This is a genomic window from Marinobacter shengliensis (genome assembly GCF_003007715.1).
In the GTDB taxonomy this organism is placed as follows: Bacteria; Pseudomonadota; Gammaproteobacteria; order Pseudomonadales; family Oleiphilaceae; genus Marinobacter; species Marinobacter shengliensis.
In genome coordinates this window covers 135,738-158,669 of sequence record NZ_PXNO01000027.1, presented here as the reverse complement: position 1 = coordinate 158,669, position 22,932 = coordinate 135,738, and the positions used below count along the sequence as shown (strand labels likewise).

Genomic DNA, 22,932 nt, shown 5'->3' with positions numbered 1-22,932 from the left:
CCTCGGGGCACTTATGATGAACATCGTTTCCATCAATGGCACCGGTTATGTCTACCCTTACGGTTTCAAAGCATTTCGTTGAAGCATCCCTCTCCGGCGCGGAGCGCCTGGGGCTGGATAGCCGTGCGCTGCTGCAGGAGGCCGGCATTTCGCCGGATTTGCTGCGCATAGACATGGCCCGGGTAAGCAGCGACCAGTTCAGCCGGCTGATGCAGGTGATCTGGAACCGCACCGGTGACGAGTTTATGGGCATGGGGCCGCGTAAGGCCCGCACCGGCACCTTTGCCACCATGTGCGCCCTGGTGATTAATTGCCAGACGCTGGAAGAAGTCTACGAGCAGGCGTTCCGCTTCTCCCGCCTGTTTGAGCCCATGGTGAGCATGGAACTGGAAGTTAACGAGGACAACGCCCGGCTGGTGGCCCGTATCGAGGGCGAGATTCACGACCCAAGCTATTTCCTGCGCGAGAGCATCCTGGTGATCTGGCACCGCCTGGGCAGCTGGCTGATTGGCCAGCCGGTCGAGCTGGAGAAGGCGGAGTTCAACTATCCCCGCCCCGAGCATGGCGATGAGTACCGCCATATCTTCCATTGCCCACTGGCGTTCGACTCCGACTGCATCGCCCTCACCTTCAGCAAGCGTTTTCTCTCCGCCCCGGTGATTCGCGACAAGCCGGAGATGCGCCAGTTTCTGAAAACCTCGCCTGCGGATCTGTTATCCCGGCCGGACGAAAGCAACACCTGGACAGGTAGAATTCGGGGGCTGATTGGCCGGGATTTTTCCAAGCCCATGCCGGATTTTGACTGGATTGCCCAGGAGCTTCACACCAGCCCGCAAACCCTCAGGCGGCGGCTCAAGCAGGAAAATACGTCGTTCCAGGAGATCAAGGATCTGCTGCGTCGGGATATGGCCATTTACTACCTGAGCCATCAGGAGCTGCCGATCAACGATATTGCCGAGCGGGTGGGCTTTACGGAGCCGTCAACGTTTCACCGGGCCTTCAAGAAGTGGACCGGCGTCACCCCGGGTGCCTGGCGGGAGGGCGAACGGGGTGACCTGGCCGAATAACGGCCAGGACCTTGCAATCAGTGCGGATCAGGAGCCGGAACTGCCCTGCTGCAGGTTGCGAATCAGTCGGCCCAGGGTCAGGGCAATCTCGTTCACCTGGTTTCGGCTTTGAGCCAGCTGGAACAGCCGGGAGCCATCCCTCGGATCATAAATCCAGCAGGCGCCTACAGCGGGCTCACAGTCCCAACGGGGCTGTGGGTTTACGCCAAATACCGGCAGCGAAACAGACTTCCGGACGGTTGTATCATCGGTGTTCCGGGTGATTTCCTGAATGTTCAGGTTACCGTTGGCAACGCTCACCCGGTACCGGATGTCTGCTGGCCGGTCCAACCGCACCACGGTTTTGTCCCTGCGCCAGCCGGCGGTTTCCAAGAGGGCATTGAGATGGATGGTCAACGCCTCCCGGTCTGAGTCGGCCAGGTACAGCTGGCGCAGGCTTTTCAGCTCCTGGCCGCCCGCCGGTTCGATAATGGCCACGGGCTCTTTGGCTTCGCCATTGCCGTTGGCCAGCGCCCGAACGTTGGCGCGATTTTCTTTCTCAATATCGGTGATCAGCTTCAGTGAATGCTGGTAGTGCTGTCCATCCACTCCAGCCCTGCTCACATAAGCTTCCAGGGCTGCCCGTGCCTCGTTGAGGTGGCCGGCCTGCAACATTGCTCGGCCACGGTAGTAGAAATAATCCGCCGGCTTTTCGGTTTCCATCTTCTGCAGACGGTTCAGGTATTCGCTCGCCTCACCCCAACGCTCCGCCGCGACGGCCTCTTCGGTAGCCAGCATCAGGCGGCGGATCTCATGTTCAGGCGCCAACGACTGCCCGTGGGCAGAAACCGTGGCCAACGAGGCCACCATTGCCAAGCCGACCATTAACGACCGTCCACCGGCCAGGCTTAAAATTCTGGGTGACAACATACCGCTACTCCTGATTGTCATTTGTGCCTTCTTCCAACACCTCAGGTGCGTCGCTACCTGCGTCTGTAGGTGCGCCAAGCTCGGTATGCTTCGGCTCGCCGGAATCGGCATCTTCGTCATCCGCATCCACCTCGGCCTGGTCCACAATGGCCTTGGGTAGCTCCTTCTTAACTCGAACGCCAAGCTCAACAAACCGGTTGGCCTGGGAGATCAGATTACCACGGCCACGAGTCAGCGTATTCATGGCGTTGTCATAGGTGCCCTGAGCCGTGTGCAGCTGGGTGCCCAGGCGCTCCATAGCCTCCACAAACACCCGAAGTTTGTCGTAGACCGCGCCGGCCCGCTCGGCAATCCGCCGGGCGTTCTGGCTTTGCCGTTCGTAACGCCAGATGTTTTCAATGGTCCTCAGGGTTGCCAGCAAGGTGGTGGGAGTCACCACAATAATCTTTCGCTCAAAGGCTTCTGCGAACAGGTTCTCGTCTTGTTGGAATGCTGCCACAAAGGCTGGCTCGATTGGCATGAACAGCAGCACGAAATCCGGAGAATGCAGGCCATTAAGCTGGCTGTAGTCTTTCTCACTGAGGCTTCGGATATGGCTGCGCACCGCCTCTACGTGTTGCTTGAGGGCTTCGTCACGGGCGCTGTCTTCCTCGGCCACTACCCACTGCTGGTAAGCCAGCAGTGACACTTTCGAGTCTACCACCAGGTTGCGCTGGTCCGGCAGATGTACGATGACATCGGGGCGCATTAGCTGGTTGTCTTCGTCCCGGTAGCTGCCCTGGGTTTCGTATTCCACGCCCTTGCGCAGGCCTGAGCGTTCCAACACTCGCTCAAGAATCAATTCCCCCCAGTTGCCCTGAACTCTCTTGTCGCCTTTGAGGGCGCGAGTCAGGTTGGCGGCTTCCTCGGTAATCTGGCGGTTCAGATCCTGCAGCGATTTAATTTCGCTTCGCAGGGCCTGGCGATCCCGGGTTTCGGTGGTGTATACATCCTCAACCCGTTTGCGGAAGTCCTGGAGCTGGTCCCGGAACGGGTTGAGCAGGGAATCCAGGCTGGTTTTCGACTGCTGACTGAAGCGCTCACTTTTCTGGTCAAAGATGCGGTTGGCCAGGTTCTCGAACTCCTGTTTGAGAGCGTCCCGGTTTTTCTCAAGCAGCTCCATTTTTTCCGCTGCCGAGCGGCGCTCTTTGTCCAGGGTCACCTGTTGTTCCCGGAGCTCCACTTTCAGCTGGTTGAACTCATCGCTCAGGCTCTCAGCCCGCAGTCGGAGATCCCGGTTCTCCTGCTCCAGCTGGCTTAACCGGTCCCGGCGACTGGCCAACTCCGAATCTGTAGAGGCCAATCGGTTCTCCAGACTGGTGGCTTTCTGGCGCCAGGTCTCGATACTGTTATCCCGCTCCAGCAGGGTTTGCCGCTGCTGCTCTATCTGCTGTTCCAGATGGCTTACGTGTTGATGGTGCAACGCCTGAGCCTGATCCGATTCGCGCAACCGAGCATTCTGATCCGACAGTTCCTGTGCCTTCAGATCCAGCGCGGCACGAACTTTGCGCACTGTCATAGCGGCCCAGACCAGGCCAGCAAACAAGGCGACGCACGCCACCAGAAGCGTGATAATCCAGCCGGCCAGCCATTCGGGGCGTAGCTCCATAAGATTGGTCAGGGTATCGACCACAGCGTGAAACTCCTTTCGTAGCGTGTTAACACCAAAGATTTTCAATGGTTAGTGTTAGCGGACCAGTCTACCCCAAGCGCGGAACTTTTTGCCCGTTAAACCCTCATTACCTGTGCTGATCTCAATTCCGCCCTCGACTGATCGGCATTTCCGGCAAGTGACGGAATCCGGCTCTTTACGGCTAACGTAAATTGCTCTACAAGGAACAAAAGGATCTCTCAACGGCGCAGGGTTCCGAACCCTGAACGCGCCAAGGCAGGACCAGCACATGCTCAAGGCACTCTGGAGAAAACTGGGCGTAGATAACATGCCGGCAACAGGTGCGGGATGCATGGATGACGCACTTTGCACCTCAGATGCGCACTCGGGGCGCGAGTCTGTACGGGTATTGCCTCACATCACCCACACCGGCGAATTTCACCTTGAGCGCCTGACCCAACTTCTCAACTCTCGCTATGGCCAGTCAGTGCCCACAAATGAACACAGCGCTGTGAGCGACCAGACGCTGAAAGACATCGTAGGCTTTGCCTCCCGCATTCAGGATCAGGATATCCAGCGCGAACTGTTGCTGTTCTATCTGAATTGCTCCCCGGTGATCCAGGAATTTCTCCGCTCGGAAACCGCCCTTGGCCAGGAACAACTGATTTCACCCTGAGTCGATTTTCAAGGCCTTAACCAACTGTAAAGTATTCACACAGGTCACGTGTAGTATACTTTGCCGCCTGATTCAGAAACACATTCACAGGCTGCATTCATAATCGGTCGCAGAAACCGCTTCCGCAGCCAGCTCAGGGGAAATCAATGGGTTACAGGTTCTTCCAGCCTCGGCGCTTCCTGATGTTCGTTATTCCAACCATGGCGCTTGTGATCACCGGCTGCTCGGCAGATCGTTACTTCATGGTCCCCAAAAATAACATGGAAGACCTGAGAACGTCGGTACAAACCCAGAGAGCCACGCAGGTGACGATGGAAAACAACGCCACCGTGCGGCATGAACAACTCCTCCACAAAAGCGACGCTGCCACACAAACCATTCTCGATGCTATCGCTACCCAGGTTGAAAGGCCCGTTTGCCCGCCAGCCGCAGCACCGGTTTGCCCTGCAGTTGCAGAGAACCAGGGGCGCGCCGACAGGCTCAAAGGCAAAGTGATTGTGGGGGAAATAGAGAAGTTTTACCTGGCCGGCCCCGGGCACATCTACACCGCACGCATTGACAGTGGCGCAGAGACATCCTCGATTCACGCACGTAACGTCAAACGTTTCGAGCGGGATGGCAGCAACTGGGTACGCTTTGAGGTACCTGTGCCCGGTGCGGACGGCGAATGGGTCACCATGGAGCGGGAGATATCGCGCCGTGTTCGGGTCATTCAGGCCAGTGCCGAAGAAGCCGAACGGCGCGTGGTGGTGGAGCTCCAGTTTGCCATCGGCGACCACCAGCAAGTGGCCGAGTTTACCCTGGCCGACAGGACTAACCTGACCTACGAGGTACTGATTGGCCGGAACGTTTTGCGGGATGTCATGCTCATTGACGTGGGTAAGGAATACGCCACGGAACTTCCTGACTCCTACCGCAGGCGAGCGAATAACGGAGATGACTCATGACCGTCCGCTCCAGAGCGCCGTTCTACGCATTTGTTCTGCTGCTGATCGCCGCCGGCATTTCCATTGCCACCTGGCGGCACATCGAGCTTGGCGTCCCCTGGATGACGGGCGAGCAAAGGCCAGTCTGGATGATCGAAGCCCGGGTGGACTTTGTCGGCCAGGATGAGGCGGCACAGATAAGCCTGCACATTCCCGAGCAACCGCCGGGGTTCAGCATCCTCACCGAACAAGCAGCGTCCCCGGGCTATGGTTTCTCCATTATCGAAACCTCTGGCAGCCGGCGCGCCGAGTGGACCAAGCGGGATGTCTCCGGCCCCCAGACACTCTATTTCAAAGCCCAGTTTGTGCCTGATGACAGTGCCGGGGAATCCGCGCGGTCACGAAAACCGAGGCCAACCCCCACCTTTTGGGAAGAACCCCAGGCTACCGCAGTCCGCGAAGTACTGCGCCAGGCTAACGAACGCTCCAGCTCTCCGGAAAGCCTGACACGGGAGCTAATCCGGCTGCTTCAGCCTGACAGCCGAACCCAGAACACCACCCTGCTGGTGGCTGACGACAACTACCTGCAAATGCTGGTTCGAATGCTGAATCATGCTGGCATCCCAGCCCGCACCGCCGACGCACTCAAACTGGAAGATGCCCGCCGCCGTCAGCAATTGATGCAGTTCCTGCAGATACATAACGGTGACCGCTGGCTCACCTTTGACCCAAGAACCGCCGAACAGGGGGTACCGGAAAACCTGCTGCTGTGGCGCCAGGGGTCGGAGTCGCTGCTTGATGTGGTGGGCGGCGACAACTCCCAGGTAAGCTTCTCCATGCTCCGGCAGACGGTGCCCGCACTTCAGCTGGCCACCCTGGAGGCCAACAAGAACGGCCTTGGGGTATTGGGGTTCTACCAACTCCCGATCGAAGAGCAAAGCATGTTCCGGATGCTACTGCTACTGCCCATCGGGGCTCTGATCGTGGCATTTATGCGGATTGTCATCGGGGTTCGCACCTCCGGCACATTCATGCCCGTGTTGATTGCCGTGGCGTTTGTTCAGACAACCCTGGTGCCCGGACTGATCGCTTTCCTGTCGGTAGTCGCTATTGGTCTGCTGTTACGAGGCTATCTCTCCAGCCTCAACCTGCTTCTGGTTTCACGAATATCTGCGCTGATCATCCTGGTGATCTTCATCACCGCCGGACTCAGTATTATCGGCTATCAAATGGGCTTCAATACCGGCATGACCGTCACTTTCTTCCCGATGGTGATCATTGCCTGGACCATTGAACGAATGTCCATACTCTGGGAAGAGGAAGGTGCCCGCGAAGTTATGGTACAAGGCAGCGGCAGCCTGTTTGTCGCAATTTGTGCCTATCTGGCCATGAACACGTCGCTGGCCGGGCACCTGACATTCAACTTCCCGGAACTGCATCTGGTGGTGCTGGGATTGATCCTGCTGATGGGGCAATACACCGGTTACAAGCTCAGCGAATTAAGGCGCTTTACCCCGATGAAGGCCTACGACTGATATGGACTGGATTTCCCCCAGAAAACTGAAAAAGCTTGGCATCCTGAACATGAACCGGCGAAATGTGGACTACATTTCCCGGTACAATGAACGGGAGTCTTATCCGCTGGTTGATAACAAGCTGAAAACCAAGCTGGCAGTCAGCGAATACGGCGTCAAAACCCCGGAGTTGTTGCAGGTAGTTCGCCAGCAACACGAAATATCCCATTTTCGGGAAATTGCCGAGGGGCTCGCTGGCTTCGCCATCAAGCCCGCCAAAGGTTCCGGTGGCAAAGGCATTACCGTGATCACCGGGCGAGATGGCGATGACTACGTCAAGGCCTCTGGCGCCCGTATTTCCGTGGCTATGCTCGAACGCCATCTGACCAACATTCTGGCCGGCCTCTATTCCCTGGCAGGAACGCCAGACGTCGCGATTGTGGAAGATCTGGTACAGTCCACCCCCTCCCTCGCCAGATACTCCTTCCAGGGCGTTCCGGATATCCGCATCATTATCTTCCAGGGTTATCCGGTGATGGCCATGCTGCGACTGGCCACCAAGGATTCCGATGGCAAAGCCAACCTGCACCAGGGAGCCGTTGGTGTTGGCCTGGACATAGGCACCGGCCGCAGCCTCAACGCGGTTCAGTTCAATCGCCCGATCACCCTGCACCCGGACACTGGCCTGGCATTGGAAAACATCCAGATTGACAGCTGGGAAGACATGCTGGAAATGGCGTCCCGATGCTATGAAGCCACCGGGCTGGGCTATATGGGCGTAGACCTGGTGGTCGACACCCAGAAAGGCCCCCTGCTGCTGGAACTCAACGCACGCCCTGGCCTGGCCATACAGATGGCTAACGGGGAGGGGCTGTTACCCAGGCTGAGAAACATCGAGGCCCTTAAGCGCCCTCATTTCAGCCCCAGGGAGCGTGTTCAGTACGCGATGGGAGCTTTCGGGAAATTCTGACAAGCGGCAGGCCACAAAAAACCGGAGCACTAAGCTCCGGTTTTTTGTGGCCGTGAAGGCTGCTCCGTCAGAGCAGCTCACCGCGTTGCAACAACAGTTTTCGTTCGTGTGTCAGGCCTTTCAACAGGCCCCATGTCATGATCAGCAGCACGACAGTGAACGGCAGGCCGGCACTGATGGCCACCGCCTGAATGGCCCCCAGGGCGTCGTCACCGCCACCAAAGATCAAGGCTGCGGCAATCGCACCTTCCATCACCACCCAGAACACACGCTGAGCCGTCGGTGCATCGGTCTTGCCACCGGCAGTAATGCTATCGATGACCAGTGAGCCAGAATCCGACGATGTCACGAAGAACACCAGCACCAGAACAATACCCACAAAGGAGATGATTCCGGTCAGCGGCAGGTTGGCGAACATCTGGAAAGTCGCCAGCGAGACTTCTGTCAGGCCGTCCTCTGCCAGTGCACCCATGCCTTGCTGGATCTGATCCAGGGCGGAGCCACCAAACCCACTCATCCACACGGTGGTAATCAGGGTTGGGATGATCAGTACCGCAGTTACAAACTCGCGCACTGTCCGGCCCTTGGACACCCGGGCGATAAACATACCCACGAACGGTGACCAGGAAATCCACCAGGCCCAGTAGAAGACAGTCCAGCCCTGGAACCAGGCCTCGTCTTCACGGCCAAACGGATTGCTCAGAGGCACCACGTTAGCCACGTAGGTGGATGACGTAATCCAGATGGTCTCGACGATGGCCAGGGTCGGGCCAGCGAAAATCACGAAGGCCAGCAGGACGCCAGCGGTGACCATATTGATGTTACTGAGCACCTTGACGCCGCCATCCAGACCGCGAAGCACCGAAATCAGCGCCAATGCCGTGACACCAACAATAATGGCCATCTGAACATTGATCCCGGCGCCCATACCAAACAGGTAGTCCAGGCCCGAGGCAGCCTGCTGCGCACCAAAGCCGAGGGACGTCGCCAAACCAAAGATGGTGGCGACCACTGCCAGCACATCAATGACATGCCCAGGCCAGCCCCACACTTTATCTTTCAGGAGCGGGAAAAAGGCTGAGCGGATGGTCAGGGGCATGTTCTTGTTGTAAGCAAAGAACGCCAACGACAAGGCGACCACAGCGTAGATTGCCCATGGGTGCAGACCCCAGTGGTACAGAGTCGCGCCCATGGCCATGTTACGGGCCTCGGCCGAGTTCGCCTCTACATTGAACGGCGTCTCATACCAGCCGGTGTAGTAAGCCACGGGTTCTGCTACGGCCCAGAACATCAGGCCAATCCCCATACCCGCTGCGAACAACATGGCAAACCACGACATTGTCGAGAATTCCGGCGTTGCCTCCTGACCGCCAATCCGTATTTTGCCTACGGGCATGAAGATCAGGGCCAGGCTAACCACCACAAAGATGTTGGCACTGATCAGGAAGAACCAGTCAAAGGATCCGATAATGTCCCACTTCATGCCGTCCAACGTTTCCTTGGCGGCTGTCGGGAACATCAGGGTTGCTATGACAAACAGCACAACAATGACTGATGTGACCGGGAATACCCAGTTATGGAGGTCCAGTCCAAACGGTCTTATGTTGTCCTGGCCTGCGACGTAATCCGTCTGATATTCGTCTTTCACTACCTCGCCCACGTTGGCGCCTCCTGGTCTGGTGTGACGATTGAATATTCGTTCGGGTTCATTAGCTGTGAATCTATCCTCATAGATTACAAGCTAGTCATCTTATTATTTTGAGCTCAAAACATCAAAAGTTGACATGTGTCATCACTGCACATTCAAGCATAGACCAGATTTCAGAAGCGAAAGTACAACCGGACATCTATCTGAACCCCTCCGCACTGCAAGCCGTAAGATATACTTGAACCCACGCCAATTTGGCGTGACCCGCACCGACCACAGAGGTATCCATGCCGAAAACCACCACCTTCCCGCTGCGCTACTCGGCCTATGTAATCAGCATTGCCGGTCTGATCATTTCCTTACCGATCACTTTGTGGGCAGGCGCTGGATACGTTATTCCATTGATTTTCGCTGGATTGACCACCCTGGGAACCTGGGATTTGCTTCAGAGAAGTCATACGGTAAGTCGCAACTATCCGATCATGGCGAACTTTCGCTACCTGTTTGAGTCCGTGGGGCCGGAAATCCGGCAGTACTTCATCCAGTCAGACACCGAAGAACGGCCATTCTCCCGGGAACAACGCACCATTGTTTACCAACGGGCCAAGAACGTACTCGATAAGAGACCGTTTGGCTCACAACTCGGCATGTATGAGGAGGGGTTCGAATGGATGAACCATTCCCTTACACCAAGCAAGTTGAGCTCCAGCGACTTCCGTATTGTGATCGGCAAGAACTGCGACAAGCCCTACAGCGCCAGCGTCTTCAACATTTCCGCCATGAGTTTTGGCTCGCTGTCTGCCAACGCCATTCTCAGCCTGAATTCCGGTGCGCGCAAAGGCGGGTTCTACCACGACACCGGCGAGGGCTCTATCTCCCGTTACCACAGGAAGCCAGGCGGCGATCTGGTTTGGGAAATTGGTTCCGGCTATTTCGGCTGCCGACATCCAGACGGCAGCTTTAACCCGGATATGTTCCGGGAAAATGCCTGCATTGATCAGGTTAAAATGATAGAGGTCAAACTATCCCAAGGTGCCAAACCCGGCCATGGCGGCATTCTGCCCGGTGAAAAAGTAACCCAAGAGATTGCCGAAGCCCGAGGCGTTCAGGTCGGCGAAGACTGCGTATCCCCGGCAAGCCATTCCGCTTTTTCCAACCCGGTAGAGCTTCTGGAGTTTCTGGAGCAGCTTCGCGAACTCTCCGGTGGCAAGCCGGTCGGTTTCAAACTGGCCATTGGTCACCCCTGGGAGTGGTTTGCCATTGTCAAAGCCATGCTGGCAACCGGCAAGAAGCCTGATTTTATTGTGGTAGACGGCGGCGAAGGAGGAACCGGTGCCGCGCCCCTCGAGTTCATCAACCGGCTGGGCATGCCCATGACCGAAGCCCTGTTGCTGGTACACAACACCCTGGTAGGCACCAACCTTCGGGAAGACATCGCCATTGGCGCCGCCGGAAAGATCACCTCGGCCTTTAACATTGCCCGCACCCTGGCACTCGGTGCAGACTGGTGTAACGCCGCTCGCGGCTATATGTTTGCCCTGGGATGCATCCAGGCCCTTAACTGCCATACCGGACGCTGCCCCAGCGGGATAGCCACCCAGGACCCACGCCGGGGCAACAAACTGGACGTTCCCCTGAAAAGCGAACGGGTATTCAACTACCACAAGAACACGCTGGACGCCCTTCAGAACCTGCTGGAAGCATCTGGCCTGAAACACCCCTCCGAACTGGGCCCCGAGCATATTGTCCGGCGCGTCTCCAAAACGGAAATACATAGCTATCTGGACCTGTTCCCGTTTCTGGAACCCGGCGCCCTGCTGGAAGGCAAAACCGGCCTGACGGTATTCGACAAATACTGGGAAGAAGCCCGGCCCGATACCTTTGAGCCGCCGGAATTCATCCTGAAACTGCGGGAAACCAAACTGCGATAATCCGCCGAAGAAAATCGCCCGCTCCCTGTTTATTTTTACCGTGGGCTGGTGTAGACTTCGCTCCCGCTAAGCCACTGAGATAAACCTCTTTTCTTGGTGGGCAGCAGTTTACGGGGCGTAGCGCAGCTTGGTAGCGCACTTGCATGGGGTGCAAGGGGTCGTAGGTTCAAATCCTACCGTCCCGACCAGAATTCCCTACACAAAACCCGGGCCGAAAGGTCCGGGTTTTGTGTTTCTGGAAAACAGTCTGACAAGTATTGATGTTCGATGCTTGTCAGACTGCAACGTTACTCCGTTTCGTCCACTTTTCTCAGCGCCGCAAAAGCAGTCCCACCATTGCCAACAACCTTCTGGACGTTAGTGAGCTTGTCTTTCACCGCGCTGCTGTCCCCTCCATTTTGTTCGCGTCCCCAGGTAACCACAGAACCATCCGCTTTAAGCGCCGCAAACGCCGACCGGTTTGAAGAAATAGTGACTACGTCCCTGAGTTTGTCCTGCACTGCACTGCTATCCGCGGACGGGTAATCTCCCCCCCACGTAACCACCGTTCCATCTGACTTGAGTGCGGCAAAGGCAGCGGTGGTGTGAAAAATAGCAGTCACGTCCGTTAGCTGGTCGTGCACCGCGCTGCTGTCGCCTCCAAAAGCCGACGCGCCCCAAGACACTACCGAACCATCTCCTCGGAGCGCGGCAAAGGCATTCTGAGTACCAACAACCGATCGAACGTCCGTCAGCTGGGCTTGAACTGAGCTGCTATCACCCCCGCTAATTGACCGGCCCCAAGTCACCACCGAGCCATCCTCCCGGACCGCCGCAAAGCCCCAACCATTAGAAAAAACAGACTTTACATTGGTGAGCTTGTCTTCAACCGCGCTGCTGTCGCCACCTTTTGCCGGATCACCCCAGGTGACCACCGTGCCATCCTCCTTTACCGCGGCAAAGGCTGCCGGGCTGGCAGCGATGGCCCGAACATTGACTACATCATCTTTCACCGCGCTGGCGTCCCCGCCATAGAGGGCATCACCCCACGCGACGACACCGCCGTCCTCTCGGAGCGCAGCAAAGGCCCGCCCAGTAACATGATCGGCATAGTTCCAGGCAGAATGAACGCTCCGAACATTGATCAACTCGTCTTTCACATGGCTGCTATTGCCTCCGAGGGCAGGGGTGCCCCAGGTGACAACGCTGCCATCTTCCCGGATCGCGGCAAAGGCGCCATTGTTACCCGTGATACTCTTCACGTTAACCAGTTGATCCTGTACCTCGTCACTGTTTCCACCCGCCCAGGCTCCCCAGGTAACCACTGTGCCATCCCCTTTCAGGGCCGCAAAAGCCCGGTTGGCACTGGAAATATCCACCACATCAGTAAGCTGGTAACGCACCGAAGAACTGTCCCCTCCATACTTGGTAACTCCCCAGGTGATTACCTCTTCTGCTGGGGCAACCACTTTTATCACCACATCGTCGCTGACGATTTCCTCACCGAGGCTATTGGTTAGCTTAGCTCGCGTCTGTGTCTCCCCGAGCTGGATCCCAAAATACGGAAGCGAGATAGAGGTAACCACACCACCGTCTTCAGCACCACTGCCAACTGAGACCATCAATGGGCTATGACCAGTCCAGCCTACATCTTTAGTGATATCCCGGGAGCTGCCATCGGAATAGACACCGTTTGCGGTTATAGTTGCTGTACCAAGAGCGTACAGTTCCACTGAGGCCGGTACTTCGATGCTTTCCAGTACCGCCCCGATCACTGTCAGGGTAGCTGACCCAGTCATCGGCGCTCCGCCTGCCGGCGAGGGGTAGGAGGCCGTGATATTGGCAACCCCCTCCGTCACGCCGGATGCTTGCCCCTTGGCAATCACCGTCGCAATGCCCGTGGCATCTGAGGTCCAGCTAAGATTAGCGTTGCCCGTCACGTCCTCTTTTGAACCGTCGGTCATGGTGACGGTGGCAAAGAACGCTTTTTTATGCCCCACCGGCACCTCGGCCTCAGCCGGGGTCACCTCAAGGCTCACCACTTCCGCCTGGGTCACTGTCAGGGTCGCCGATGCCAACAGGGTAACTCCGTCAAACGTGCCGGACGCCTTGAGGATCGCAGTGCCCACGTCTTCGCCCGTGGCCCTTCCATCCCGCTGAATAGTCGCAACGCTGGTTGTGTCAGAGACCCAGCTGATTGCCGGGTCGCTGGTGACCGAGCGCGTCAAACCATCTGAATACTTCAGGTTGGCGGAGAACGGCTGTTCGATTCCTTTAGCAATGCTGGCTATCGCCGGCGACACGCTCATCCTCAATGGTATCGGGGCCGTGATGTTCAACATTATTTCGCCATCCACGGTCACGCCGTTAATGGTGGTACTGGCCGTGACCGATACCTCGCCAACGGCGTGACCAACCGCCTGACCATTGTTGTCGGGCTGTCCGGTGGTAATCGTCGCGATGCTGGCATCTGAGGTTCGCCAGCCGGTGGCCGGATCGTTAGTGACATCAAAGGCATCGCCATCAGACATGAGCGCCACTGCCTTGAATTCAGTTGTCACGCCAACCGGACTGTTCTTGCTTTTCGAGGTAACCTGCAATCGCTCGATCACCGCCGAGGTAACCGTCAAAGCCACTTCATCCCGCAGAATCAAGCCATCAGGCGTTTCATAGGACGCTCGAATTTTAACGGAGCCCTGGCGCTCGCCGGTGGCCAAACCCAAAGCGCTAATAGTGGCTATGGCCCCATCTTCTGATGACCACTTCGTGTTGGTATCACGAGTAATGTCGTACGTGGTGCCATCAGACAGCACCGCCGTCGCTGAGAATTGCTTACCAAGGCCTGCGGGCACGGTGTCCGAGGGCGGGGTCACCTGCAGCGACTGAACGATGGCGGGCTTCACCGTTACGGTAACCGAATCCGACACCGTTGAACCGTCCTTATCCACCAACTCTGCGGTAATGGTAGCGGTGCCCGGGCTGCGCCCGATCAACCGACCTTCGCTGTCAATGGTGGCGACATTCTCATGTTCTGACGCCCAGGTCAGCCCCGGATTCGTCGTTACACTCACGACCTGGCCGTCGTTCTGCACAGCGTCTGCCTGCATTTGAACGGTCAAACCCACTGCTACGGTCGCGTTTTTAGGGGTGACAACCAGCGACGCCACCTGCCCGCTCCGAACACTGGGCACCTCGCCCACACTGGGCACCTTACCAAGACCAGAGTCTCCACCGCCACAGCCGACCAAAACAGCACTAAATATGGATAACAAATAGACCCAAACGACTTTCATATTGACGTTCATTGATTACCTACCTGTCCGCTGGTTACTTTCCGTGTCTCTCTAACCGTGGTGGTAAACCGCACCTCAACCCGGCGATTTTTGGCGCGCCCTTCGGGGCTGTCATTGCTGGCAACCGGGTTCGCTTCGCCCAGTCCCTTAACGCTCAGACGGGAAGGCACAACCCCCTGCTGCTCGAGGTAATCCGCCACCGATTGCGCGCGCGCCTCTGATAACCGCAGGTTGTAGGCCGCAGGCCCCGTTGAATCGGAGTAGCCAATCAGCATAATGGCGCCCTGATCGTGCCGTTTAATCTGATCAACCAGTGGCAGAAGGGGACTAGTGTCCTTGATAACGGCTGAACCAACATCAAACAGGGCTTCTGAATCGAAGACGCGTGTTTTCTCAACCATCACGTAGCGAGGGGCTGGTGCAACCGGCATCTGAGGTTCCGCCTTGGGCTCCACCACAGACGCCATTTCAACCGGCGCATGAGCCGCAGGCGCCTGTTGCCCGAAGTGATAGGTCACACCCAGCGAGGTGAAGTGCAGATCCGCCTTGTCGGTGGCGTTGTTGCCTACACCATCAATAAACTGGTATTCGCCGCGCAGCGACCAACGCTGGGACAGGCGATAGTCCACACCCACCGATGCCATCGGGTTCCAGTCACGACTTTTTAAGGTGTCAGGCCGCGGCGAATAGGTTTTGTCAATGCGCTGATAACCGCCTCCAAGCCGAGTAAAGAGTTCAGCATTGTCGGTCAGTGGGTAGCCCAGTTTGACAGCCAGCTCTGCGCCATAAGTTTCTGCCTCTACTTTGCCAGCAGGGTAGCGAGAATCCGGCGTGCCATAAGACGTTCCACCCGCTTCCAGGCCCAACCAGTCATTGAACTGATACCCACCATAAAGCCCATAGCCAAAGGTGTCGTTACTACAGCTCAGTGAGTCTGATTCGCAGAAGCCATGAAAGGACGCCCACCCTGCGCGGACGCCCAGATAAGCGTGACCTTGCCGACGATCAGGCTGTGGCCTGTCAGAGGTGGTTTCCTGGCCTAAGCCGTGCTGCGTGGCAGCCTCAGCGTATACCTGGCCTCCAACAAGCAAGCTAACCGCTGCTCCAAAAAGTGTTATCCGTTTCATTGACCATTTCCTATATTGATTTACTTATCGGCAAACTGTGCCGGCCCTACAAAACCATTTTCAGCTGGCAATACATGCATCTCGAAAGTTCAACGAACTCGCGAGGGAACTTAAGGCTTGTAACTATTTCAGAGAAATAGCTTGCTTTGCGATAAGGTATATAGAAACAGAAAATGAATATATAAGATTATTCTCAAGTTAACGTTATTCTGGCCAATCTCAACGGACAACTATTTAAACAAGCCAGAATTAGAAGCCATCTAACATTAAAAAAACAGAAACCTTCTTAAAAATAAATATAAAACTTGATTACTGATTTTCAGTTGATAAACCCGGGGACGATGATAGCAATAGCACTAAACAAGCAACTGACTAATGAGCTTTGCAAACCATCAATATCGCAACAATGATGCCGATAAATAGCCTGCAAATATATGTGTGCAACCAGCCACCCCATTACAGATGGCCGTTTAGGCGGTCGTCGAATTCAAGAATAAAGCGGCTCAATGGCTTTGAGCTTTCGCGGTCCAATTGCGCACCCACAATGATATCCTTTTGAAAAGATTACTCAGTCGTGGGCAGTTACACAATTTGGTTTACAGCCTCATTTCATTGGGGGAAGTCCATCCAGAACGGTGCAAGTAGAAGTAGTAAACTTCTCTTGTCGGCCAATGCATCGAAGAAACTACCTTTTCTTCGCCCCATAACTTCTTGAGATATTAAACTTCGGCTAGATCTTCTTGGCTTTTACGGTTTGGACAATCAGCAGACGAATCATTCAGTAAGTTACCTATACCGAGATGAAACAACTCTCGTGCATGAGGTACCAACAAACCCCAAGCCTCTTTCTTTTCAGGGCCATAATGTGGCGCTGATACACACGCTTTACCTTATTATCTTCAGTATGGTTAAGGCAACGTTCAGCCACCTCAGGCATAAGTCCCTGTGCAGTCATTATCGTGCCGGAATCTGACGAATTTGGATAACACCATCGAGAATCCCCGGCTGGAGCCGCCAAGTAATTCTTGACCGTTCACTAGAACTGCAAGCCGGTGGTAATCATCACTGCTGCGGCTCCCAGAAACGAAAGCTCTGAGGATACATGCTGCCCTCGAACTCCGACTGCAGGAATGATAGCGGGCGCTACGCCCAGGTGATTCAGCGGAATCTTGTCCCGATACTCGCCCCGATACCCGTGCATCAGCCCACCGGTCACCTTGGCAAACACTGGCCCCGGCCCGAAATCAAAGTACCGGCCGGTGAAGACATACGCTGAACGCTGACTGAAGGAATTCAGAAAGCTTGCTCCGCCAACCACCCAATCGTCCTCACGGGCATATTCCAGCGAGACCAGTTTCTGGTCGTTGTTGTGTTCCGGTTTGGGATTGTGGTGGGTTGTGAAAACGCTGGTCTGCAGCAACCAGCGGGATTCATTGGCGTGCGCAGTATTGGCTGCGAGAACCACAATCAAGAAAATCAGTAATCTGGTCACGGAATAGCCCCTCATTTCTGCAGGCTGAATGGTAACCACCCGAGTACCGAAGTTCAATTTGCAAAGGATTACGGCTTGAACAGCTTTCGCCCTATGGGTAGCGCGGCGGCGATGGCAACACCGGAGGCGCCGAACGCCAGTGCGAAACCGCCCAACTCCAGCAGAAGTCCGAACATCAGCGGTGCCAGAAAGTGGATGGCGCGGTTGGCCATCAGTCGCATTCCCAGCGCACCGGAGCGCTTGGCGCGGTCAACCGACTCCGCAAGAATAACCATGGACAAAGGCTGGGTAAGTCCTGAGCCGATACCGACCAGCACCGCGAGCAATCCCATGACGACAACCTGCTCCGTTGCACCCAGAAGCGCGATACCTGCAGACACAGTGACCAGTGACAAAAACACCGTATTCACACGGCCGCCGGCGAGCTCGATGATCGACGCCATGAACGGACGAATCACCATGGACACCCCCGCCCTGAGGCTCACCAATATCCCGATGATCACCGGGCTGATTGCAAGGCTCTCCAGATAAACTGGAAGGTAACTACCGTAAACACCGAGGGCAAACATGCCCAATACTGTCACCAGAACCGACAGCTGTACGCCGCGATTCGATTGCATCAAAGCCCACTGGGCCCGGAATCCTGCCTGCTTTCGAGTAACCTGAATGCGTTCAGTGGCCTGGCCGGTCAACCAGAATCCTACCACGCCGGCTACCAGCGCAAACGCTGCCATCACCAGAAACACGTAGGCCGTTCCGCTGGCGTTCAGCAACAGCCCTGCCAGAAGTGGGCCGATCACCTGTCCGCCGGAAAGCCAGGTGGAGTACCAACCAAAATACTTCTCAAGGCGCGGACCCGCGCCCAGGTTGGCAATAATGGTCTGTGCCGCCAGAACCATCTGGAGATGCGCCAGACCAACCAATAGCTGTCCCAGGACCAATCCACCAAAACCAGGCCAGAGGTGCATGGCCAGAAGCCCCGCCACCATCAAGCCGGCACCGGTTATCAGCGTTGCCCGACCACCGAAACGGCTGACCACCCCACCCAGCGGAATAGCCAGGGCCAGGGGTAACAGATACTGGGCACTCAGAACCGCACCAAGGACCAAGGGAGAGGCGCCCAGTTGCAAGCCGTAGACCGGTACCACGACGATTAGCATGGAGTAGACCACGAAACAGAGCGTCAGCGACAGGCAGACTGCGCAGAAGGTTTGAGTGGCTTCGGCTTCGGTGGTTTTGCTGGGGGCGGGTGTGTTCAATGGTGTTCCGGTAATGGGTGACGTGAACTCGGGAGTGGGTATGGTAGCTTGGGAATGGGGAGCTGGCTACGGGGTCTGTCCCCGGACGGGGACTGACCCCAAACGCACCAGGTATCGGGGGTTTGGAGATGGACCGAGGTAAAAGTGGGTCAGTCCCCATTCGGGGACAGACCCTTCGGGACAGACCCTTGCAGACCCTACTCGGCAGAGGCGATCAGGCTGGCGTTGCCGCCGGCGGCGGTGGTGTCTATGCACAGGTGCCGTTCGATCACGTAGCGCTGGTCCAGTTTGTGCTCGGTGATGATGGGCAGCAACGCACCATCGCGCCGGGCGAGGGCCTGGCGATATTGCTTGAGCAGAGGCTTTTCGGCCACGCTGGTAATGGCGGCATAGCCCTCAAGCTGGGTCAGTGCATCCGGAGCGATCACGCCGTCGGCGGCCACTACCGGCAGGCCGGCTTTGATGGCATCCGCCAGGGCTTTTTCGGCACCCGGTGCAATCACAACCACCTTGTTGCCCTGTGACAACGCAGTGCCAGCCTGCTCTACCGCAGACTCCGCATCCGGCCCCAGGCACAAAATGGTGCCACGGGCATGGCAGGACAGGTGGTTCTGTTCGCCGGTTGGTCCTGGCATTTCTTCATAGCCCAGATCCAGAGGCGCCGGTACGTTCTTGAACCAGGGGCGCAGAGCTTCTTTACGGCGATCCGCCGCCGGTACTTCGGCCTTTTCCAGCTTGTCGATCAGCTTCTGAACCTTGTCAGCCCCGAGTACCTTGTTGCTGGACTCCGACCGCTTGTGGACCACCTCCGCTCTCAGGAAGCGACGCACGTACTGCGGGCCGCCGGCCTTCGGACCAGTGCCAGACAAGCCCTCACCACCAAACGGCTGGGACCCGACGATGGCACCGATCTGGTTCCGGTTAACGTAGGTGTTGCCCACCTTGATGCGGCTGGCAATGTGCTCAATGCGGTTATCTACCCGGCTGTGAATGCCGAAGGTCAGGCCGTAACCCTTGGCGTTCACCGCATCCACAACCTTGTCGATGTCTTTAGCTTCAAACGTAGCCACGTGCAGAACAGGGCCAAAGATTTCCTCTTCCATTTCCTCAATGCCACTCACCTGAAGCACCGCAGGGGAAACGAACAGGCCTTTCTCGGGCACCTTGATCTTCTTCAGCAGCTTGCCTTGCTGCTCGAACTTCTGGCAATGATCGTTGATTTTCTTGCGGGCATTCTCATCGATCACCGGGCCAACGTCCGTAGACAGCAGCCAGGGGTCGCCAATGCCCAGCTCTTCCATGGCGCCATAGAGCATTTCCAGCAGGTTGTCGGCGATGTCTTTCTGCACGTACAACATACGCAGAGCAGAACAGCGCTGGCCAGCGCTCTGGAATGACGACGCCAGAACGTCCCGCACCACTTGCTCGGGCAAGGCGGTGGAATCCACGATCATGGCATTCAGACCACCGGTTTCCGCCACCAGTGGCGCGTCCGGCTCCATGTGCTCGGTCATGGCTTTGTTGATGCGCTGGGCAGTCATGGTAGAACCGGTGAAGCACACACCATTCACCCTGGCGTCGGAGGTCAAACCAGCACCCACGGTGGCACCGGTGCCCGGCAGCAACTGGATCGCCGCCTTGGGAATGCCCGCCTGGTGCATCAGTTCAACCGCCCGTACCGCCAGCAGTGAGGTCTGCTCCGCCGGCTTGGCGACCACCGCATTGCCTGCCGCCAGGTTCGCCAGGATCTGGCCGGTAAAGATGGCCAGCGGGAAGTTCCAGGGGGAAATACAACAAACCACGCCAAGGGCCTCGCCCGCGTCTTTGTAACGGACACCTTCGTTGGCGTAGAACATCGCGAAATCCACCGCCTCACGAATCTCCGCCACCGCGTCCAGCAGGGACTTACCGGCTTCCCGGGTGGTCAGGGCAAAGAGCTCGTGTACGTTCTCTTCATACAGGTCGCCTACCTTACGGACCATCTCGGCGCGATCCTCCGCAGACAGCGCCGACCACTGCTTGAACCCGTCCCGGGCAGCGTCCAGGGCAGCAGACACGTCCGCCTCGGAGGCGTAGGTAATGTGGCCGACCAGATCATCCGGGTTGGCCGGATTGCGCACCTCAACCACTTCATCACTGGCGGGCTCAACGGCCAATACCGGACCGCCGTGCCATTGATGACTCTTGTAACGATTGCGGCCCTCGTCGATTTCCTCAACGGTTACCGGGTCGGTGATGTCCCAACCTTTGGAATTACGGCGTTGCTCACCAAAGAGCTTCGACGGATGCACAATCGCCTTGCTGGACAGGTTGTGCCCCAGAGTCTTCACCACATCAATCGGGTCTTTGGCAATCTCTTCCGGAGTGATACTGGTGTCCACAATCTGGTTCACGAAAGAACTGTTGGCACCGTTCTCAAGCAGGCGGCGCACCAGGTACGCCAGCAGATCTTTGTGGGCACCAACGGGAGCATAGATCCGGCAAGGCACACCGCTGTCTTCAAGCACCTGGTCGTGCAGGGATTCACCCATACCGTGTAGCCGCTGGAACTCAAACTTGTCGCGACCCAGGCCTTTCGCCAGCTCCAGCACCGCCGATACGGAATGGGCGTTGTGGGTGGCAAACTGGGGGTAAATCCGGTCTGTCATGCCCAGCAACTGCTTGGAACACGCCAAATACGACACATCGCTGCAGGCCTTGCGGGTAAACACCGGGAAGTCCGACAACCCCATCACCTGGGCCCGTTTAATTTCGGCATCCCAATAGGCACCCTTCACCAGCCGCACCATGATCCGGCGATCCAGTTTCTCAGACAGTGCATAGAGCCAGTCCAGCGTCTGGGACGCCCGCTTGGCAAAGGCCTGGACCACCACGCCAAAACCGTCCCAGCCTTTCAGTGACGGTTCCGACAGAATCGCTTCAATCACATCCAGGGACAGGTCGAGCCTGTCCTGCTCTTCCGCGTCAATATTGAACCCCATATTGGCCGCTGCGGCCTTCTGGGCCAGTTTCAGGGCCCGGGGCATCAACTCATTCATCACCCGCTCTTTGTTACCGTACTCATAGCGGGCCAGCAGTGCGGACAGCTTTACCGAAATACCCGGATTGGTGCGCACATCACCTTCGCAGCGCTTGCTGATGCTGTCGATAGCATCGGAGTACGCCTGGTAGTAACGCTGGGCGTCGGCATCGGTACGGGCAGCCTCACCCAGCATGTCATAGGAATAGGTGTAGCCTCTTGCTTCCTGGGCCTTGCCACGCTCCTGCGCTTCTTCGATATCCCGGCCCAACACGAACTGTCGGCCCATTTCTTTCATGGCCTGCCCCGCCACGGTACGAACCACCGGCTCGCCAAGGCGCTTGACCAGTTTGCGCAGGGTATCCCCCACGCTCTGGCGCTCGGAGTCCTTCAACAGGTTACTGGTCATCAACAAGGCCAGGGTGGCCGAATTGATCAGTCCGGATTTGGCCTTGCCCACGTGGGCGCCCCAGTTACCGGATGTAATTTTGTCTTCGATGAGATCATGGATGGTCAGGTTATCCGGAACCCGCAACAGCGCCTCGGCCAGACACATCAAGGCCACGCCCTCTTTGGTGGTCAACCCGTACTCAGAAAGGAATTTTTCCATAATGGTCGGGCGGGCACTGCCACGGACGCTGCGAACCAGATCGGCCGCCCGGGCAGAGATCGCCACCCGAGCGTCATCGGAGAGCTGAGCCTCAGCAATCAATCGATGAATAACCTCATACTCGTCCGCCAGGTAGTTGGCACGGATGGCCTTGCGAATGTTATGAAGCTCTGGCGTCATGGATTGCTGTGGACTCATGGGGGATACCCTCCTGCTTATTGGAATACTGTCCGCATTTTAACGAAGCCGCTATATACTATTTACCTATTCAGGTAGAAATTGGTTTACCTTTTTCCTTTTTTGGATTGAAATTACAGAATCATTACCCCTAATTCAGGCCAAGAACAGGAATTATTGCCTGGGCACAAAAAACAGACCGACTTTCTAAAAGGATAGCAGCCATGGCGGATCTGGACAGGATTGACCTCTCGATCATCCGGGAACTACAGAAGAACGGCCGCATAACCGTGACAGACCTTGCCTCCCGGGTAGGCCTCTCCAAGACTCCCTGCCAGATCCGGATGCGGCGCCTGGAGGAGCAGGGCTACATCACCGGCTACAGCGCCATGGTGAACCAGACCAAGCTTGGCTTGTCGCACGTAGCTTTTGCCCAGGTCACCCTGAACGACACCAGCAGCAAGGCGCTGGCGGCGTTCAACACGGCGGTTCGGCAAATCTCCGCAGTTGAGCAATGCCATATGATGGCTGCCAACTTCGACTACCTTCTTAAAGTCAGAACCAAAAACATGGCCGAGTACCGGCAAGTGCTTGGCGAACAGATCTCCAGCCTGCCCCATGTGCTGCAAACCAGCACCTTTGTAGTAATGGAAAGCGTTAAAGATCGTGGCCTTTGAGGAACAA

General features: G+C 56.8%; 15 protein-coding genes and 1 tRNA gene. 8 read left to right on the top strand and 8 right to left on the bottom strand.

The genetic code is table 11. The features are described 5' to 3' along the window. Positions 1-47: 47 nt before the first annotated feature. Positions 48-1,067 (top strand): AraC family transcriptional regulator, encoded by a 1,020-nt coding sequence (locus C7H10_RS13895; protein ID WP_106695362.1) that lies wholly within the window; start codon positions 48-50, stop codon positions 1,065-1,067. A gap of 27 nt (positions 1,068-1,094) precedes the next feature. Here C7H10_RS13895 and C7H10_RS13890 read toward each other — a convergent pair whose 3' ends face one another. Both C7H10_RS13890 and C7H10_RS13885 read right to left on the bottom strand, forming a co-directional pair. Beyond that, a complete protein-coding gene (locus tag C7H10_RS13890; protein ID WP_244178288.1) occupies positions 1,095-1,976 on the bottom strand; it encodes a hypothetical protein in 882 nt (293 codons plus the stop codon). Between the two features lie 4 nt (positions 1,977-1,980). Next, a complete protein-coding gene (locus C7H10_RS13885; protein ID WP_425269135.1) occupies positions 1,981-3,534 on the bottom strand; it encodes a DNA recombination protein RmuC in 1,554 nt (517 codons plus the stop codon). Positions 3,535-3,916: 382 nt separating this feature from the next. Here C7H10_RS13885 and C7H10_RS13880 point away from each other — a divergent pair, with 382 nt between their 5' ends. The 4 genes from C7H10_RS13880 to C7H10_RS13865 all read left to right on the top strand — a co-directional run bounded on the left by C7H10_RS13880 (position 3,917) and on the right by C7H10_RS13865 (position 7,713). Then, positions 3,917-4,303 carry a hypothetical protein gene (locus C7H10_RS13880; RefSeq protein ID WP_106695361.1) on the top strand — a complete coding sequence of 129 codons (387 nt, stop codon included), beginning with the start codon at positions 3,917-3,919 and terminating at the stop codon, positions 4,301-4,303. Between the two features lie 146 nt (positions 4,304-4,449). Then, positions 4,450-5,250 (top strand): ATP-dependent zinc protease family protein, encoded by an 801-nt coding sequence (locus C7H10_RS13875; RefSeq protein WP_106695360.1) that lies wholly within the window; start codon positions 4,450-4,452, stop codon positions 5,248-5,250. Then, on the top strand, positions 5,247-6,764 hold the full coding sequence (locus C7H10_RS13870; RefSeq protein ID WP_072677708.1) for an inactive transglutaminase family protein: 1,518 nt from the start codon (positions 5,247-5,249) through the stop codon (positions 6,762-6,764). Before C7H10_RS13875 ends, C7H10_RS13870 begins: the two co-directional genes overlap by 4 nt. Position 6,765: 1 nt before the next feature. Beyond that, complete coding sequence (locus C7H10_RS13865; protein WP_106695359.1) at positions 6,766-7,713, top strand: alpha-L-glutamate ligase-like protein; 948 nt, start codon at positions 6,766-6,768, stop codon at positions 7,711-7,713. A 67-nt stretch (positions 7,714-7,780) separates the two neighbouring features. Here the strand turns inward: C7H10_RS13865 and C7H10_RS13860 are convergent, their stop codons facing one another. Beyond that, positions 7,781-9,373 carry a BCCT family transporter gene (locus C7H10_RS13860; protein ID WP_106695358.1) on the bottom strand — a complete coding sequence of 531 codons (1,593 nt, stop codon included), beginning with the start codon at positions 9,371-9,373 and terminating at the stop codon, positions 7,781-7,783. Positions 9,374-9,648: 275 nt separating this feature from the next. Between C7H10_RS13860 and C7H10_RS13855 the strand changes: the two genes are divergently transcribed. Then, positions 9,649-11,292, top strand: a complete 1,644-nt coding sequence (locus tag C7H10_RS13855) for an FMN-binding glutamate synthase family protein (protein ID WP_106695357.1) — start codon at positions 9,649-9,651, stop codon at positions 11,290-11,292. A gap of 111 nt (positions 11,293-11,403) precedes the next feature. Then, positions 11,404-11,480, top strand: a tRNA-Pro gene (locus C7H10_RS13850). Positions 11,481-11,579: 99 nt separating this feature from the next. Here the strand turns inward: C7H10_RS13850 and C7H10_RS13845 are convergent. From C7H10_RS13845 to putA, 5 genes are all read right to left on the bottom strand, one after another. Then, positions 11,580-14,576: an Ig-like domain-containing protein gene (locus C7H10_RS13845; protein WP_106695356.1), complete on the bottom strand. Its 2,997-nt coding sequence runs from the start codon at positions 14,574-14,576 to the stop codon at positions 11,580-11,582. Then, positions 14,573-15,691, bottom strand: coding sequence for an outer membrane beta-barrel protein (locus C7H10_RS13840; RefSeq protein ID WP_106695355.1), 1,119 nt, complete (start codon positions 15,689-15,691; stop codon positions 14,573-14,575). Before C7H10_RS13840 ends, C7H10_RS13845 begins: the two co-directional genes overlap by 4 nt. 1,036 nt (positions 15,692-16,727) lie before the next feature. Beyond that, a complete protein-coding gene (locus C7H10_RS13830) occupies positions 16,728-17,183 on the bottom strand; it encodes a sn-glycerol-3-phosphate transporter (RefSeq protein ID WP_106695996.1) in 456 nt (151 codons plus the stop codon). Positions 17,184-17,251: 68 nt separating this feature from the next. Beyond that, a complete protein-coding gene (locus tag C7H10_RS13825; protein WP_244178287.1) occupies positions 17,252-18,442 on the bottom strand; it encodes an MFS transporter in 1,191 nt (396 codons plus the stop codon). Between the two features lie 197 nt (positions 18,443-18,639). Further along, entirely contained in the window at positions 18,640-22,269 is a 3,630-nt protein-coding gene (putA, locus tag C7H10_RS13820; protein ID WP_106695354.1) for a bifunctional proline dehydrogenase/L-glutamate gamma-semialdehyde dehydrogenase PutA, read from the bottom strand. Positions 22,270-22,472: 203 nt separating this feature from the next. On the opposite strand from putA, the gene C7H10_RS13815 reads away from it, so the two are divergent. Beyond that, positions 22,473-22,925: a winged helix-turn-helix transcriptional regulator gene (locus tag C7H10_RS13815; RefSeq protein WP_061331707.1), complete on the top strand. Its 453-nt coding sequence runs from the start codon at positions 22,473-22,475 to the stop codon at positions 22,923-22,925. Positions 22,926-22,932 lie beyond the last annotated feature (7 nt).

What these genes read in the sequence shown, in the direction of transcription:
- C7H10_RS13815 (WP_061331707.1), top strand. Translation starts at nt 22,473, where the DNA reads ATGGCGGATCTGGACAGGATTGACCTCTCGATCATCCGGGAACTACAG.
- C7H10_RS13855 (WP_106695357.1), top strand. Translation starts at nt 9,649, where the DNA reads ATGCCGAAAACCACCACCTTCCCGCTGCGCTACTCGGCCTATGTAATC.
- C7H10_RS13865 (WP_106695359.1), top strand. Translation starts at nt 6,766, where the DNA reads ATGGACTGGATTTCCCCCAGAAAACTGAAAAAGCTTGGCATCCTGAAC.
- C7H10_RS13845 (WP_106695356.1), bottom strand. Translation starts at nt 14,576, where the DNA reads ATGAACGTCAATATGAAAGTCGTTTGGGTCTATTTGTTATCCATATTT.
- C7H10_RS13880 (WP_106695361.1), top strand. Translation starts at nt 3,917, where the DNA reads ATGCTCAAGGCACTCTGGAGAAAACTGGGCGTAGATAACATGCCGGCA.
- putA (WP_106695354.1), bottom strand. Translation starts at nt 22,269, where the DNA reads ATGAGTCCACAGCAATCCATGACGCCAGAGCTTCATAACATTCGCAAG.
- C7H10_RS13885 (WP_425269135.1), bottom strand. Translation starts at nt 3,534, where the DNA reads ATGACAGTGCGCAAAGTTCGTGCCGCGCTGGATCTGAAGGCACAGGAA.
- C7H10_RS13870 (WP_072677708.1), top strand. Translation starts at nt 5,247, where the DNA reads ATGACCGTCCGCTCCAGAGCGCCGTTCTACGCATTTGTTCTGCTGCTG.
- C7H10_RS13895 (WP_106695362.1), top strand. Translation starts at nt 48, where the DNA reads ATGTCTACCCTTACGGTTTCAAAGCATTTCGTTGAAGCATCCCTCTCC.
- C7H10_RS13875 (WP_106695360.1), top strand. Translation starts at nt 4,450, where the DNA reads ATGGGTTACAGGTTCTTCCAGCCTCGGCGCTTCCTGATGTTCGTTATT.
- C7H10_RS13840 (WP_106695355.1), bottom strand. Translation starts at nt 15,691, where the DNA reads ATGAAACGGATAACACTTTTTGGAGCAGCGGTTAGCTTGCTTGTTGGA.
- C7H10_RS13890 (WP_244178288.1), bottom strand. Translation starts at nt 1,976, where the DNA reads ATGTTGTCACCCAGAATTTTAAGCCTGGCCGGTGGACGGTCGTTAATG.